Genomic DNA, 13,673 nt, shown 5'->3' with positions numbered 1-13,673 from the left:
ACCGTCGTGTCGCCGCTGCGTCATATCACCTGAACACTGCGCACCTATCGTGAAGGTGACCCTTTACGGAGACCGTCTGCATGCTTCAGGTCGATACCGCACGCGAGCGGCGTGCCCAGCGCAATCTCAGCGTCACGCTGGCGAACTGCGAATCCGAAATCCTGGCGGCGCAGAAGCTGCGCTGGCGCGTATTTGCCGAAGAACTCGGCGCGCGGCTCGACACGCCGACGCACGGCGTGGACAGCGACCGCTTCGATCCGCACTGCGACCACCTCATCGTGCGCGATGACGACAACGGCCGTATCGTCGGCTGTTACCGCATCCTGGCGCCCGACGCGGCACGTCGCACCGGCGGCTACTACTCGGAAACCGAATTCGACCTCGGGCGACTCGACCACCTGCGCTCGCAAATCGTCGAGATCGGCCGCTCCTGCATCGACCCGGACTACCGCAGCAACGCCGCGGTGATCGCGCTGCTGTGGTCCGGCCTCGCGCGCTATCTGCTCGACGGCGGCTACCAGTACCTGATCGGCTGCGCCAGCATCAGCATGGCTGACGGCGGTCACAATGCGGCGGCTATATTCAACAGCCTGAGCGAGCGCATGGCCCCTCCCGAGTACCGCGTGTTCCCGAAGGTGCGTCTGCCGCTGGAAAGACTGACACCGCACCCGGCCTGCGTCGTGCCGCCGCTGGTCAAGGGCTATCTGCGCGCCGGTGCCGACGTGTGCGGCGAACCGGCCTGGGACCCGGACTTCAACACGGCCGACCTGCCGCTGCTGCTCACCCTGTCACGGCTGGACGCGCGCTACGCCAGGCACTTCGTGCAGCGCGCTGCCTGAGCCGCGCACCCTCGTCAAACCATCAGGCAGAATGCGAGGACACGCGCCATGTCACTGATCGATATCTCAGCCGACTTCTTCGACGCATCTGCCTTGACCTTCGAAAGCCCGCCTGCCCGTCAGCCCGTCAGCAGCGCCTCCGACCGCGGCCTGCGCGCCGGGTTGCGCATGAGTTGGCGCATTTCGCGTCTGGCCGTGCATCTGGCCGACGGCTGCGCCCGCGTGGCACTGATCTATCCGCTGGTGTCGGCGCGCACGCAGCGCAAGATCAAGGCGCAGTGGTCACGCCGCCTGCTGCGCGTGCTCGGCGTCGAACTGCAGGCCGGCGGACCTTTGCCGCGTCCGGGTCAGTTGCTGGTGAGCAATCACATTTCCTGGGTGGACGTGTTCGTCATCAATGCGATTTCGCCGCTCGGCTTCGTCTGCAAGGACGAAATCCGCAGCTGGCCGGTACTGGGCTGGCTGGTCGCGCGCAATGAAACGGTGTTCATCCGGCGCACCAGCCGCAACTCGGCGGCCGAGGTACGCAACACGCTGGTCAGCGCATTGAGCTGCGGCCGCAGTGTCATGGTGTTTCCGGAAGGCACGACGACCGACGGGCGCAGCGTGCTGCCGTTTCGCGCCGCGATGTTCCAGGCGGCAATAGACGCCGGCCGCGCGGTCAAGCCGGTCCGCCTGCGCTACCTGGACGCACACGGCGAGCTGTCCGAAGCCGCCCTGTACATCGGCGACACCACCTTCTGGCAGTCGGTGTGCCGGCTCGCGCGCGCACCGCGCACCGTGGCACAGGTCGAATTGCTGCCGTCGCTGCCCACGCACGGCCATACACGCCAGCATCTGGCCAGAACCACGCACGCCACGGTGTCCGGCCTCGAAGTCCCGGCAGCCGCCCACGATCCGGCCGAACCCGGAAACTGACGCCCCGCAAAGCGCCGCAGGGCGGCGCGCGGTCTATACTCGGCACGCCTGCCAGAACGGATGACCGGTCGGTCGTCGGGCAGCGCCGGAGCCAGCCGTTGAAGATCTTCCTGTCCTACGCGTCGGAAATCCGCTCGCGTGCCGAAGGCGTGAATGCCGCGCTGCAGGCCGCCGGACACGACGTGTTCTTCGACCGCGAAGACCTGCCGGCCGGCCTGAACTACGACGACCGCATCCGCAGCGCCATCGAAAGCAGCGACCTGTTCGTGTTCCTGCTGTCGCCGGCAGCGGTCGCCGAAGGCCACTACACCCGCACCGAACTCAAGATCGCCCGCCGCTGCTGGCCGGACCCGGCCGGCCACGTGCTGCCGGTCATGGCGGAAGCGACGCCGTTCAGCGCCCTGCCGCCCTATCTCGGCTCGGTCACCGTACTGGTGCCGGAAGGCAATCTGGCGGCCGAGGTCGTGCTGGCGGTGGCCGACATCGAGCGGCTGCCGTCCCCTGCACCGGTTGACCCCGCGGACGCGGTCCCGCCCGACATGCCCGACGCCGCACCCACCTATGCCTCGCTGAAGGTGCGCTTTTCCTATGCCGAGGCCGGCCGCTACACGGTGGACATCAACAGCCCGCCAGCGGCCGACGGATTCAGCGGCGACTGCGCAATCGATGCACCGGCGATTGAGGACGCGATGCGCGGCGCGCCGGTCGGCGACACCCTGCGGCGCCCCCCCGGCGCACTTGCCCACAATGGTCTGCCCACGGCCGCGCAGGCGCGCGACGCGGGCACGCTGCTGTACAAGGCACTGTTCGGACCAACCCTGCGGCCGGGCATCGAACAAAGCCTGCGCGCCATCGATCCGCAACAGGGCAAGGGCCTGCGCTTCGTCATCGACACCACCGACACGCCGGAACTGGGCCGCCTGCCCTGGGAATTCCTTTACAGCCCCGAAAAGGACGACTTCCTGTTCTCCGACCGGATGAAGCCTGTGGTGCGCTGGCTCGACGTCGACGAACCCACGCCGACGCTGAGCATTTCTCCGCCGCTGCGCGTGCTGATCGCATTCGCTGCTCCAGGCGGTCTGGCGCCATTGAGCATCGGCGACGAACTGGCGCGGCTCGACCAGGCACTGGCGCCGCTGACCAAGCGCGGCCTGATCGGCATCACGCGGCTGGAGAACGCCACCCTGGAGCGGCTGGACGAGGCGCTGCTGACAGTGCGCCCGCACGTGCTGCATTTCATCGGCCACGGCGACTTCAACGGCGGCGATGGTCTGCTGCTGCTGGAAAGCGACACGCCGGACCGCGCCCCCGACCCGCTCACCGGGCGCCGGCTCGGCGTGCTGTTGCGCAATCATCTGGCCAATCTGCGGCTGGTGTTCCTGAACAGCTGCATGGGTGGCGCGGTGTCGCCGGTCGATCCATTCGGCGGTATCGCGCAGACGCTGATCCGGCGCGGTGTGCCGGCGGTGATCGCGATGCAGTTCGCGATTCCGGACAAGGCCGCGGTCGAGCTGTCGCGCCACTTCTATCGCTACCTCGCCGCCGGCCAGCCGGTAGATGCCGCACTGACCTCGGCACGCGCCTTCCTGTTCGCCCGCGGTCACGAGGTCGAGTGGGGCGCACCGGCGCTGCACATGCGCTCGCCGGATGGGCAGCTGTTCGCGATTGCCACCCCCGCTGCGCCGGCCGTTGCTCCGCCCGCCATCCCGGTAGCCCTGCCCGCCGCCGAACCGGAGGCGGTCATCCGTGAATCGACCGCGGCAGACCTCGCTGCACCGTCAGTCGCGCCCGGACTTGCGCCGACCGCGCCGGCCCGCGAGCCCGAGCCTGCACCCGCGACGGCACCGATCGCCGCACGTTCGTCCCGTACCCTGCTGTATGGCGCGCTGATCGCGCTGCTGGTGCTGGTGATCGGGGTCGTCCTGTTAACATTCAGCGCCTCCGATCACGCCCCCTCTCCGGGCGAGCTGGCCGGCGCAGCGCCGGCGGCCAGACCGGTCGCACCCTCGGAAACACCGGCGGAGCGCGCCCGCCTTGCGGTCGCCCGAGCCATCGCGCAACTGGAGGCCGGCGACGATGTCGCGGCAGTGGCCACCCTGCAGGCACTGCGGCAGCTCGATCCGGGCGCGCTCGACGCGGCGTCGCTCGGTGCTGATGCACAACGCCTGAGTGCTCTGCTGTGGGACGCGGCGCAGCGCGCCGCAGACCCTGCGCAGGGCGCGCTGCTCGGGCAGTTGTCCGCGTCGGTGGGTAATGTGGCGGCCAGTGCAGGTGAGCCGCCCGATCTCGCCGTCGATAGCAAGGTCGAACCTGCCGCTGGCGCCTTTGAGGGAGAGACGCTGTACACCGTGCGCCGCGGCGACACGCTGGAGGGCATCGCGAAGCGGCTGCTCGGTGACGCTCGGGAATGGACGTTCATCCTCGAACGCCACAATGCCGCCAGCAGGATGATGTCCGGACTGCGCCTGATCAAGGACCCCGATTTCCTGCTGGCCGGCGAGTATCTGGCCGTGCCGGTGACCGAAGACGACGCCGGCTTGCCCGGCTGGCCCTACCACGTGCAGCGTGGCGATTCGCTGTGGGGCATCGCAACGCGCATGTACGGCGAGGGTCGGCTCTGGCCGCGCATTGCGGACGCAAACGCGGACCTTGTGCCCGACCCCTCACGCCTTCAGCCCGGCCTTCGGCTGTTCGTCCCCGCCCCTGCGCGCTGAGCCCGTCACCCCGTTGACCCCGATCAAAGGCTGTACGCAGCGGGCGCGTACTGTGGAACCGACGCGCAACATCCATGCTGCGCGCGGCTTTCAGGGGGAAGATTGATGATTCAATACGTAACAGGCGACATTCTGCTGAGCCAGGCTCAGGTCATTGCGCACGGCATTGCGCCGCAGGAACACTTCGACCACGGTCTCGCGCTGGCGCTGCGCGAGCGCTGGCCGTCGATGGCGCGCGACTACCGGCATGCGCAGCGCGGCCAGCATCTTGATGCCGGCACGGTATGGTCCTGGGCTGGCGTGGACAGCGATGGCAGCACACGCACCATCCTCAACCTGCTGACCCAGAAAATGGTGGGCGAAGGTCCGGCCGCGCGACCTGGCAAGGCGACGCTGGAAACGGTCAACCACGCGTTGAAGGCGCTGGCGCGCTATGCAGGCTCAACCGGCGTCACCAGCATTGCACTGCCGAGACTGGCCACCGGTGTCGGCGGCATGGACTGGGCCGATGTGAAGCCGCTGGTCGAGCAGCATCTGGGTCCGTTGGGCGTGCCGGTCATCGTCTATGAAACCTATCATCAGGGCGTGGCGGCGAATGAACGGCTGAACTGAGCCGGCGCTACAACCGGTCGAGATTGTCCAGCATGTCGGCCGCGCGGATGCGGAGCGCGCTGCGCTCCGCATCGCCGATGCGCTGCAGGTTCTTCACCATCAGCGCGGTACGCGGATTGCCGGCGAAGACCGCCTCGTGGCGGTCGAGAAAGTGCCAGTACAGCGTGGTGACCGGACAGGCGCGCTCACCGGTGCGTTCGGCCGGCCTGTAGCGGCAGCCGTCGCAGTAATTGCTCATGCGCTGGATGTAGGCGCCGCTCGCCACATAAGGTTTGCTGGTGAAGCGGCCGCCATTGGCATACAGGGTCATGCCGGCGACGTTCGGCAATTCGACCCATTCGACCGCATCGACATACACCGCCAGATACCAGTCCTCGACCTGCTGCGGTTCGATCTCCGCCAGCAGCGCGAACTGGCCGGTCACCATCAGCCGCTGGATGTGATGTGCGTAGCCATACTGCAGCGTCTGGCCGACGGCGGCGCGCATGCACTGCATGTGCGTGTCGCCGGTCCAGTACCAGCGCGGCAGTGCGCGCATGTGGCCGAAGTGGTTGGCGGCGCGCAGATCGGGCATGTCGAGCCAGTACATGCCGCGGATGAATTCGCGCCAGCCCAGCACCTGGCGCACGAAGCCCTCGACCGACTGCAGGGGCAGCCGGTGCAGGCGCATCGCCTCGACCGCCGCCGCGATCACTTCGCGCGGATTGATCAGCTTCAGGTTCATCGCCGCGCTGATGCGGGCGTGCCACAGCCAGGGCTGGCCGGTCCACATCGCGTCCTGATGGTGGCCGAACAGTTCGAGCCGGTGCTCGACGAAATCGTGCAGGGCGGCCCGCGCGTCTGCGCGGGTGACCGGCCAGTCGAAGTGTGCCGTCGAGCCCGGGTGATCGGCAAACCGTGCTTCGACCAGATCGATCACGTCGCGCGTCACGTCATCGGGCGCAAAGGCGAGCGGTTCCGGCACGAGACCGGGGCCGCGCTTGCCGAAGCCTGCGCGATTGTCGGCGTCGAAATTCCAGCGCCCGCCCGCCGGCTCGCCGCCCTCCATCAGCACGGCGTGGCGCTCGCGCATGTGACGGTAGAAGAACTCCATGCGCGGCTGCTTGTACTTGCGCGCCCAGTCTGCGAAGCCCTGGCGCGACATCATGAAGTGCAGGTCGTCGCGCAGATCGAGCGTCATCCCGCTGTCCGAACACAGCGCACGGATCGCCTGCTCCAGCCGCCATTCGCCGGGCTCGACCAGCACCAGCTTGCGCGGACAGTGCTGCGCGAGGCGAGCCGCGAGGATGTCGACCAGCGTCGCTTCGGCGTCGTCGCCGAGCGCGCGGTAATCCACGGTCCAGCCGCGTGCGCGCAAGTCCTGCGCGAAGTGCCGCATCGCCGACAGGAACAGCGCGCTGCGCGCCTTGTGACTCCAGACGCGGGTCGATTCGCCGGCCGCCTCGATCATCAGCACGGCATCGCACGCCGGATCGAAACCTTCGAAGGCGGCTGAATCCGCATCGAGCTGGTCGCCCAGCACAAGTACCAGATGACGCAGTTCAGCCATGCGACACGCCCTTGCGACGGCAGGCGTCGGAGCAGTACTTCACCTGCTCCCAGTTCTTCGCCCAGGACTTGCGCCAGGTCATTTCGCGGCCGCAGGCGACACACGGCCGGCTGGGCAGCGACTGCTTGTTGCCTTTGAAATGAACGGTCATGGCGCTCGGGATTGACTTGACGTCATGAGGACCGGCAACGCGCCAGCGGGTTTCACCACGCGACGGATTTATTCGAAACGTTCCGCGGCCGCGCAATCGGCGCTGCGCCGATCGCTCAGCGCAGCCGCGCCTGCATGTCGGATGTCGCGACCACGCTGCCGTCCCGGTCGACGCGCAGCGCGTGACTGACGCCCACGCGCGCGGCCAGCGCCTGCCAGTGGTCGCGCCCGGCAATGAACAGCGGCTTGCTGTCCGCGTCCGAGCGCGCACCGGCACCGGGCGCAGCCGGGATCAGCACGGTCAGCGACTGCGTGTGGCGCACCGGCTGGCCGTCACGCGGATCGATCAGATGGCACAGCCGCTCGCCGTCGAGTTCGAAATAGCGCTGGTAGTCGCCCGAGGTGCCGATGGCTTCGCCGTCGCGCAGCTCGACACTGGCCAGCGCCTCGGACTTGCGCGGGTGCTGGATGCCGACGCGCCAGGGCTGATCACCCTTGCGGCCCAGCGCCATCACATTGCCGCCGATATTGATCAACGCATTGCGCACGCCGCGCGCGCGCAGCAGCGCGGCTGCGCGGTCGAGCGCGTAGCCCTTGGCGTAGCCGCCCAGGTCGAACTGAACGGCGGCATTGCGGCTGCTCAGACGATGACCGCCGGCCGGCCCGGCGTCGATGTCGACATCGGCCATGCGCGGTCGCGCCGCGATCAACGCCGACAGCGTCGCTGCATCGGGCCGCTGCGGCAGGAATTCGTCGGCGTGGAACCCCCAGGCGGCGATCAGCGCGCCGGCGGCCGGATTGAACAGGTCTTCGCCGCGCAGCGCCGTGGCCTTTACATCGGCCAGCAACTGCGCCATTTCGTCATCGATGTCGGCGGGCTGCCCGGCGGCGATGGCCGCATTGATGCGCGTCAGTTCCGACGGCTGCCAGGCATGCAGCAGGCGGTGCAGGCGGTCGAATTCGCGCAGTACCTCGCCCAGCGCGTCACGCGCCTGCGCCCGGTCGACGCCGTAGACGACGACTTCGACCCGGGTACCGAACACGAAGGATTCCTGCCGCTCGACCGGATCGCGCGCGCAGCCCGCGAGCAGCACGCACAGCCACAGCAGCGCAAAGACAGCGCTAGCGCGTTGCCGCACGTTCGAGCGCGTCGACGAACATCGCGGCGACATCGAAGCCCGTCTGTTCGGTGATTTCCACGAAACAGGTCGGGCTGGTGACATTGATTTCGGTCAGCCGGTCGCCGATCACATCCAGCCCGACCAGCAGCAGGCCGCGCGCGGCGAGCACCGGGCCGAGCGCGCGGGCGATCCGCCAGTCGGCTTCGGACAGTGGCTGCGCCACGCCGCGCCCGCCGACCGCCAGATTGCCGCGCGTCTCACCCGCCTTCGGGATGCGCGCGAGACAGAACGGCACCGGCTCGCCGTCGATCAGCAGGATGCGCTTGTCGCCCTGCGCGATGTCCGGGATGAAGCGCTGCGCCATAAGCGTGTCACTGCCGTCGCTGGTCAGCGTTTCGATGATGACGTTGCGGTTCGGGTCATCGGCGCGCACGCGGAAGATGCGCGAACCGCCCATGCCGTCGAGCGGTTTCAGGATGCTGTCGCGATGCAGGTCGATGAAGGCATTGATCGCCGCCACGTCGCGCGTAACCAGGGTCGGCGTGATCAGCTCGGGAAACTCGCAGATCGATACCTTTTCCGAGTGGTCACGCACCGCACGCGGATGGTTGAACACGCGCGCACCACCGGCGGCGGCACGTTCGAGCATCCAGGTGGCGGTGATGTACTCGAAGTCGAACGGCGGGTCCTGGCGCATGAGCACGGCGTCGAAGTCGCACAGCACGCGCGTCCGGACCTCGGCTGGGCTGTACCAGGGCTGGTCGCCTTGCGCGAGATCGATGCGCAGGGCGCTCGCCGACAGCTCGCTGCCGGACAGGCTCAGCACCTCGCGCTGCACGGTCCAGATCTCGTGGCCGCGGCGCGCCGCCTCGCGCATCATGGCGATGCTGGAATCCTTGACCGGCTTGAGCGCGTCGAGCGGATCGACGATGAAGGCGAATTGCATGATCAGCCGCGCAATTCCGCTTCGACGGCTTCATCCTCGCCGTCGAGCGGCAGGGAGCGGTCGAGTTCGATGCTGGCGGCCAGCAGCGCAAGACGCGCCACCACACCATACGCGTAGAACCGGTTGGGCGGCGCATCCGGCTCGCAGCCCGGGTCGGGCATCGTGCAGCAGGATTCGAACGCCAGCGGCTTGAAGTGCATGCCGGGCGCGTTCAGGTTCTCGTCGCGACCGCGCTCTGCATGCACGCGGTAGAAACCGCCGACGACATAGCGGTCCATCATGTACACCACCGGTTCTGCGACGCCGCCATCCACGGTCTCGAAGGTGGGAACGCCTTCCTGGATCAGCACGGAACTGACTTCCATACCTTCCTTGATGACAGCCATCTTGTTGCGCTGCTTGCGGTTCAGGCCGACGATTTCGGACGGATCGCGCACCGTCATGATGCCCATGCCGTAGGTGCCGGCATCCGCCTTCACGATGACGAAGGGGTCATGGTCGATGTTGTGCTGGGCGTACTTGTCGCGGATGCGCGCCAGCAGCGCGCCGACCCGTGTCGCCAGACACTCTTCGCCGCTGCGCTCATGGAAGTTGATGTCGTGGCAGACATCGAACATCGGATCGATGAGCCAGGGGTCGATGCCCATGACCGACGCAAAGCTGCGCGACACTTCGCTGTAGGCTTCGAAGTGCTGCGACTTGCGACGGGTCGTCCAGCCGGCATGCAGCGGTGGGATGACGGTCTGTTCGCGTACGTCCTTGAGCACCGCCGGCACGCCGGCCGACAGGTCGTTGTTGAGCAGGATGGCGCACGGATCGAAACCTTCGACGCCGATGCGACGCCCGCCCGGCAGGCGGATCAAGGGTTCGAGCAGCAGACTCTGACCGTCGCCGAGGTCCAGCGTGGTCGGCTCCGTGATGTCCGGCAGCACACTGCCGATGCGTACGTGCAGCCCGGCCAGCTTGAGGATGTGCGCGAGCCGGGCCACATTGCGCAGGTAGAACAGGTTGCGGGTGTGGTTTTCGGGCACCAGCAGGAGGTTACGCGCTTCCGGACACAGCTTTTCTATCGCCGTCATCGTCGCCTGCACGCACAGCGGCAGGAAGGCGGCGTTGAGGTTGTTGAAGCCGCCGGGAAACAGATTGGTGTCGACCGGCGCCAGCTTGAAGCCGGCGTTGCGCAGATCGACCGAGGCATAGAAGGGTGGCGAATGCTCCAGCCACTGCGAACGGAACCACTGTTCGATGTCGGTCTGGCGTTCCAGGAAACAGCGCTCCAGCGCAAGCAGCGGGCCGGTGAGCGCGGTGGTCAGATGAGGCACCATGGGCGTTGGGCGGTCGCGATCCGCATTGAAATTCAGGCCGCGAATTGTACCCCCGCAGCTCCCCCTGTCACCTCGGGAGCGCGCCGACCCGGACGGCTGCCCGGTGCGCTCCGGTACAATCCCGCCTCTTGCGCATCCGCGCGTTCAACTTTCCGTGAGTGCCATGCTGTCCGCTTCCAACATCACCATGCAGTTCGGTGCCAAGCCGCTGTTCGACAACGTCAGCATCAAGTTCGGCGGCGGCTTCCGCTACGGGCTGATCGGCGCCAATGGCGCCGGCAAGTCGACCTTCATGAAGATTCTCGCCGGCGTGCTCGAACCGACCGCCGGCAACGTCGTGCTCGATCCGCACGAGCGGATGGCCTTCCTTCGCCAGGACCAGTTCGCCTTCGAAGATCTGCGGGTGATCGACGTGGTCATGATGGGTCATGCGGAAATGTGGGCCTGCATGCAGGAGAAGGACGCCCTCTACGCGAACCCCGACGCGACCGAAGAGGACTACATGCGCGCCGCCGAACTCGAAGGCGAATTCGCCGAATACGACGGCTACACGGCCGAGGCGCGCGCGGGCGAGCTGTTGCTCGGGGTCGGCATCCCGACCGAACAGCACACCGGACCGATGCGCGAAGTCGCGCCCGGCTGGAAGCTGCGCGTGCTGCTGTGCCAGGCGCTGTTCGCCAACCCTGATGTACTGCTGCTCGACGAACCGACCAACAACCTGGACATCAACACCATCCGCTGGCTCGAACATGTGCTGAACGAGCGCAACAGCACGATGATCATCATCAGCCACGACCGTCACTTCCTGAACCAGGTGTGCACCCATATGGCCGACCTGGACTACGCGACCATCCGCGTCTATCCGGGCACCTGGGACGACTACATCGAGGCCTCGACGCAGGCGCGCGAGCGGGTTGCCGCGGCGAACGCCAAGGCGAAGGAACGCGTGGCCGACCTGCAGAGCTTCGTGCGCCGCTTCTCGGCCAATGCGTCCAAGTCCAAGCAGGCCACGTCGCGCCTGAAGATGATCGACAAGATCAAGATCGAGGAATTCAAGCCGAGCTCGCGCCAGTATCCCTGGATACGCTTCGAGTACGACCCGAAGGAAAAACTGCACCGTCAGGCAGTCGAACTGGAGAACGTGGTGTTCGGCTACGAGGGCGGCCCGCAGATTCTGAAAGGCTTCACCGCAACCTTCGACGGCGGCGACCGCGTCGCCATCATCGGCGAGAACGGTGTCGGCAAGACTACCTTCCTCAAGCTGCTGGTGGGCGAACTGACGCCGCAGCACGGCGCGATCAAGTGGGCGGAGAAGGCCCGGCTGGGCTATTTCGCGCAGGACCATTCGGCCGATTTCGACAGCGACCTGAATCTGACCGACTGGATCAGCGGCTATGTGCGCGAAGGCGGTTACGAGGGCGATGATGCGATCACGCTGATCCGCGGCACGCTCGGCCGGCTGCTGTTCGGCGGCGAAGACGTGAAGAAGAAGGTGCGCGTGCTGTCCGGCGGCGAACAGGGCCGCATGATGTTCGGCCGGCTGATGCTGCAGCGGAAGAATGTGCTGCTGCTCGACGAGCCGACCAATCACATGGACATGGAATCGATCGAGTCGCTGAATGCCGGTCTGGACGCTTTCGAAGGCACGCTGTTCTTCGTGTCGCACGATCGCGCCTTCGTGTCGACGCTGGCCACGCGCGTGCTGGAAATGCGCGCCGATGGACAGATCACCGACTACCGCGGCGGCTACGAGGAATACCTCGCCAGCCAGGGCATCGAAGATTGAGATGAAGCCCCCACGCTCACTTCGTTCGCACAGGGGCGGCTTTGTTCAGCCGCCCCGTTCGGCAGGCGCGGCGCAGGCGCCGCGAAACCCCTTGGCACGAGGTCCGGCATTGCGCAGCCGGTCCGTTCAGCCGGCTCGGCGCAAGCGCCGCGAAACCCCTGCTTCACCCCCCGCCGAGGGGGCTACGCTCGCCCTTCGGGCGGCGCGACGCCGTTTCATGCGTTGTGAGTTGCGCAACGTGCGTTGGAGCGACTGAGATGTCCAGCAGCTGCCCGATCTGCGGCGATGCGCCGGGCCATCACTGGCTGTGGCGCGACGAGCGACTGCGCATCATCGATGCACGCGATGCCGACCATCCGGCCTTCCTGCGCGTGATCTGGAATGCGCATGTGCGCGAAATGACCGATCTGACCGACGCCGACCGCCAGCACGTGATGGAGGTCGTGTGGCAGGTCGAGCGCGCCGTGCGCGAAATCGCCCAGCCGGACAAAATCAATCTGGGCAGCCTCGGCAACATGGTGCCGCACCTGCACTGGCACGTCATCGCCCGCTGGCCGGACGACGCGCATTTTCCGGGGTCGGTCTGGAGTGCGAAGCAGCGCGAAGGCGCGGCCCGCCCGCGGATACCCGCCGCGCTGTGGCGCGCCACGCTGCTGGCGCGGCTGGGGCTGCCGACGGTAGCCGTGACGCCCGAGCTGGTCACGGCCTACGAACACACCGCGTATGCGGCCGACCTGCCCGGCGGTCCTGCCACGCTGCGCATCGGCACGCCTGAAGCGCTGCTCGAGCACTGGCTGGCCGAACACGGACAGACCCGCTGGGCGGTCATTTCCGCTGCCAATCCGTGGTCGTCGCGCTGTGAAAAAGATGCCAACCATGCCGCGCACACCGCCTTGCGCGCGCTGCTGGTACAGCGCGGCCTGCCGGTGTGCGAAGCGATGAATTGGCCGGACGACGGCGTCGCCGGCTGGACCGAACCGGCGCTGCTGTGCGCCGGCCTCAGCCCGGAAGAAGCCATGCGGATCGGGGCGGCCTTCGGGCAGAACGCGGTGCTGTGTGGCGAAGCGGGCGACACCGCACGCCTGCTCTGGTGCGTGCGCCCGACCGCCAGCTGATTCAGCGCGCCGCCAGCCGGCGCCGCGCCACCGCGCCGACTGCCACCAGCCCGGCCAGCATCATCGCCGCGCTCGCCGGCTCGGGCACCGGCGCCGTCAGGCCGAGGCGATAGCTCGCGTCGGCCAGCGTGTTGTCGGTGCCGCTGACCGTCACCAGGAACTCGGTGCCGGAGGCGAACGGGAAGGGCGAGCCGAAAGGCCCCCAGGCGAAGGTGAGGTTGCGGCCGAAGGTGCCGACGATTTCATTGCCGTTGAGAAATACCGATAGCGACGCGCGCGACCCCAGCCCCAGGTTGGAGAAGTCGAGCACGAAATCGACCGGTTCGCCGACCGTGAAGCTGAAGCTGTCGCTGAAGCTGTCGAGCTGCTGCTCGAAGCTGAACTGCTGGCCGGCGATCAGAGTGCCGAGGTCCGCGGTGGCGGCGAAGGCCGGAACGGCCGGTAGGACGGACAGCGCGGTCACCGCCGCGGCGCGGCGCAGGAAGGGCATTGAATGGATCATGATGAACTCCGGAAAGTGAATGAAGAAGAAGGTCGAAGCCTTCAGTCGTCATATACGGAGCAGCGCGTCGATCGGAGACAGCCGGGCGACGAAATT

12 protein-coding genes are annotated in these 13,673 nt (G+C 67.3%); 6 read left to right on the top strand and 6 right to left on the bottom strand.

The window, feature by feature from the left end:
* Positions 1–80: 80 nt before the first annotated feature.
* The 4 genes from NMQ14_RS04995 (at position 81) to NMQ14_RS04980 (ending at position 5,083) form a co-directional block, all read left to right on the top strand.
* A complete protein-coding gene (locus NMQ14_RS04995; protein ID WP_257079037.1) occupies positions 81–839 on the top strand; it encodes a GNAT family N-acetyltransferase in 759 nt (252 codons plus the stop codon).
* Positions 840–887: 48 nt separating this feature from the next.
* Entirely contained in the window at positions 888–1,757 is an 870-nt protein-coding gene (locus tag NMQ14_RS04990) for a 1-acyl-sn-glycerol-3-phosphate acyltransferase (protein WP_257094054.1), read from the top strand.
* Between the two features lie 98 nt (positions 1,758–1,855).
* Positions 1,856–4,471 carry a CHAT domain-containing protein gene (locus NMQ14_RS04985; protein WP_257094052.1) on the top strand — a complete coding sequence of 872 codons (2,616 nt, stop codon included), beginning with the start codon at positions 1,856–1,858 and terminating at the stop codon, positions 4,469–4,471.
* Positions 4,472–4,576: 105 nt separating this feature from the next.
* The gene (locus tag NMQ14_RS04980) at positions 4,577–5,083 is read left to right on the top strand and encodes a macro domain-containing protein (protein ID WP_257094050.1); all 507 of its coding nucleotides are present in this window, start codon (positions 4,577–4,579) and stop codon (positions 5,081–5,083) included.
* Positions 5,084–5,090: 7 nt separating this feature from the next.
* On the opposite strand, the gene NMQ14_RS04975 is transcribed toward NMQ14_RS04980, so the two are convergent.
* The 5 genes from NMQ14_RS04975 to gshA all read right to left on the bottom strand — a co-directional run bounded on the left by NMQ14_RS04975 (position 5,091) and on the right by gshA (position 10,174).
* Complete coding sequence (locus NMQ14_RS04975) at positions 5,091–6,632, bottom strand: cryptochrome/photolyase family protein (RefSeq protein WP_257094048.1); 1,542 nt, start codon at positions 6,630–6,632, stop codon at positions 5,091–5,093.
* The gene (locus tag NMQ14_RS04970) at positions 6,625–6,783 is read right to left on the bottom strand and encodes a DUF2256 domain-containing protein (protein WP_257094046.1); all 159 of its coding nucleotides are present in this window, start codon (positions 6,781–6,783) and stop codon (positions 6,625–6,627) included. The genes NMQ14_RS04975 and NMQ14_RS04970 overlap by 8 nt, the downstream gene beginning before the upstream one ends.
* Positions 6,784–6,898: 115 nt before the next feature.
* The gene (locus tag NMQ14_RS04965) at positions 6,899–7,921 is read right to left on the bottom strand and encodes an FAD:protein FMN transferase (protein WP_257094044.1); all 1,023 of its coding nucleotides are present in this window, start codon (positions 7,919–7,921) and stop codon (positions 6,899–6,901) included.
* A complete protein-coding gene (gshB, locus tag NMQ14_RS04960) occupies positions 7,905–8,849 on the bottom strand; it encodes a glutathione synthase (protein ID WP_373457179.1) in 945 nt (314 codons plus the stop codon). Before gshB ends, NMQ14_RS04965 begins: the two co-directional genes overlap by 17 nt.
* Positions 8,850–8,851: 2 nt before the next feature.
* Positions 8,852–10,174: a glutamate--cysteine ligase gene (gene gshA / locus NMQ14_RS04955; RefSeq protein WP_257094042.1), complete on the bottom strand. Its 1,323-nt coding sequence runs from the start codon at positions 10,172–10,174 to the stop codon at positions 8,852–8,854.
* A 163-nt stretch (positions 10,175–10,337) separates the two neighbouring features.
* On the opposite strand from gshA, the gene NMQ14_RS04950 reads away from it, so the two are divergent.
* Together NMQ14_RS04950 and NMQ14_RS04945 are read left to right on the top strand one after the other, a co-directional pair.
* Complete coding sequence (locus NMQ14_RS04950; protein WP_257094041.1) at positions 10,338–11,960, top strand: ABC-F family ATPase; 1,623 nt, start codon at positions 10,338–10,340, stop codon at positions 11,958–11,960.
* 257 nt (positions 11,961–12,217) lie between these two features.
* A complete protein-coding gene (locus tag NMQ14_RS04945; RefSeq protein ID WP_257094039.1) occupies positions 12,218–13,075 on the top strand; it encodes a DUF3293 domain-containing protein in 858 nt (285 codons plus the stop codon).
* 1 nt (position 13,076) lies between these two features.
* Here NMQ14_RS04945 and NMQ14_RS04940 read toward each other — a convergent pair whose 3' ends face one another.
* Positions 13,077–13,565: an FxDxF family PEP-CTERM protein gene (locus NMQ14_RS04940; protein ID WP_257094037.1), complete on the bottom strand. Its 489-nt coding sequence runs from the start codon at positions 13,563–13,565 to the stop codon at positions 13,077–13,079.
* Positions 13,566–13,673 lie beyond the last annotated feature (108 nt).

The sequence above is a fragment of the Methyloversatilis sp. XJ19-13 genome, from assembly GCF_024580155.1.
GTDB lineage: Bacteria > Pseudomonadota > Gammaproteobacteria > Burkholderiales > Rhodocyclaceae > Methyloversatilis.
The sequence above is the reverse complement of the archived record's forward strand: the minus strand, read 5'-3'. Positions and strand labels throughout refer to the sequence as shown.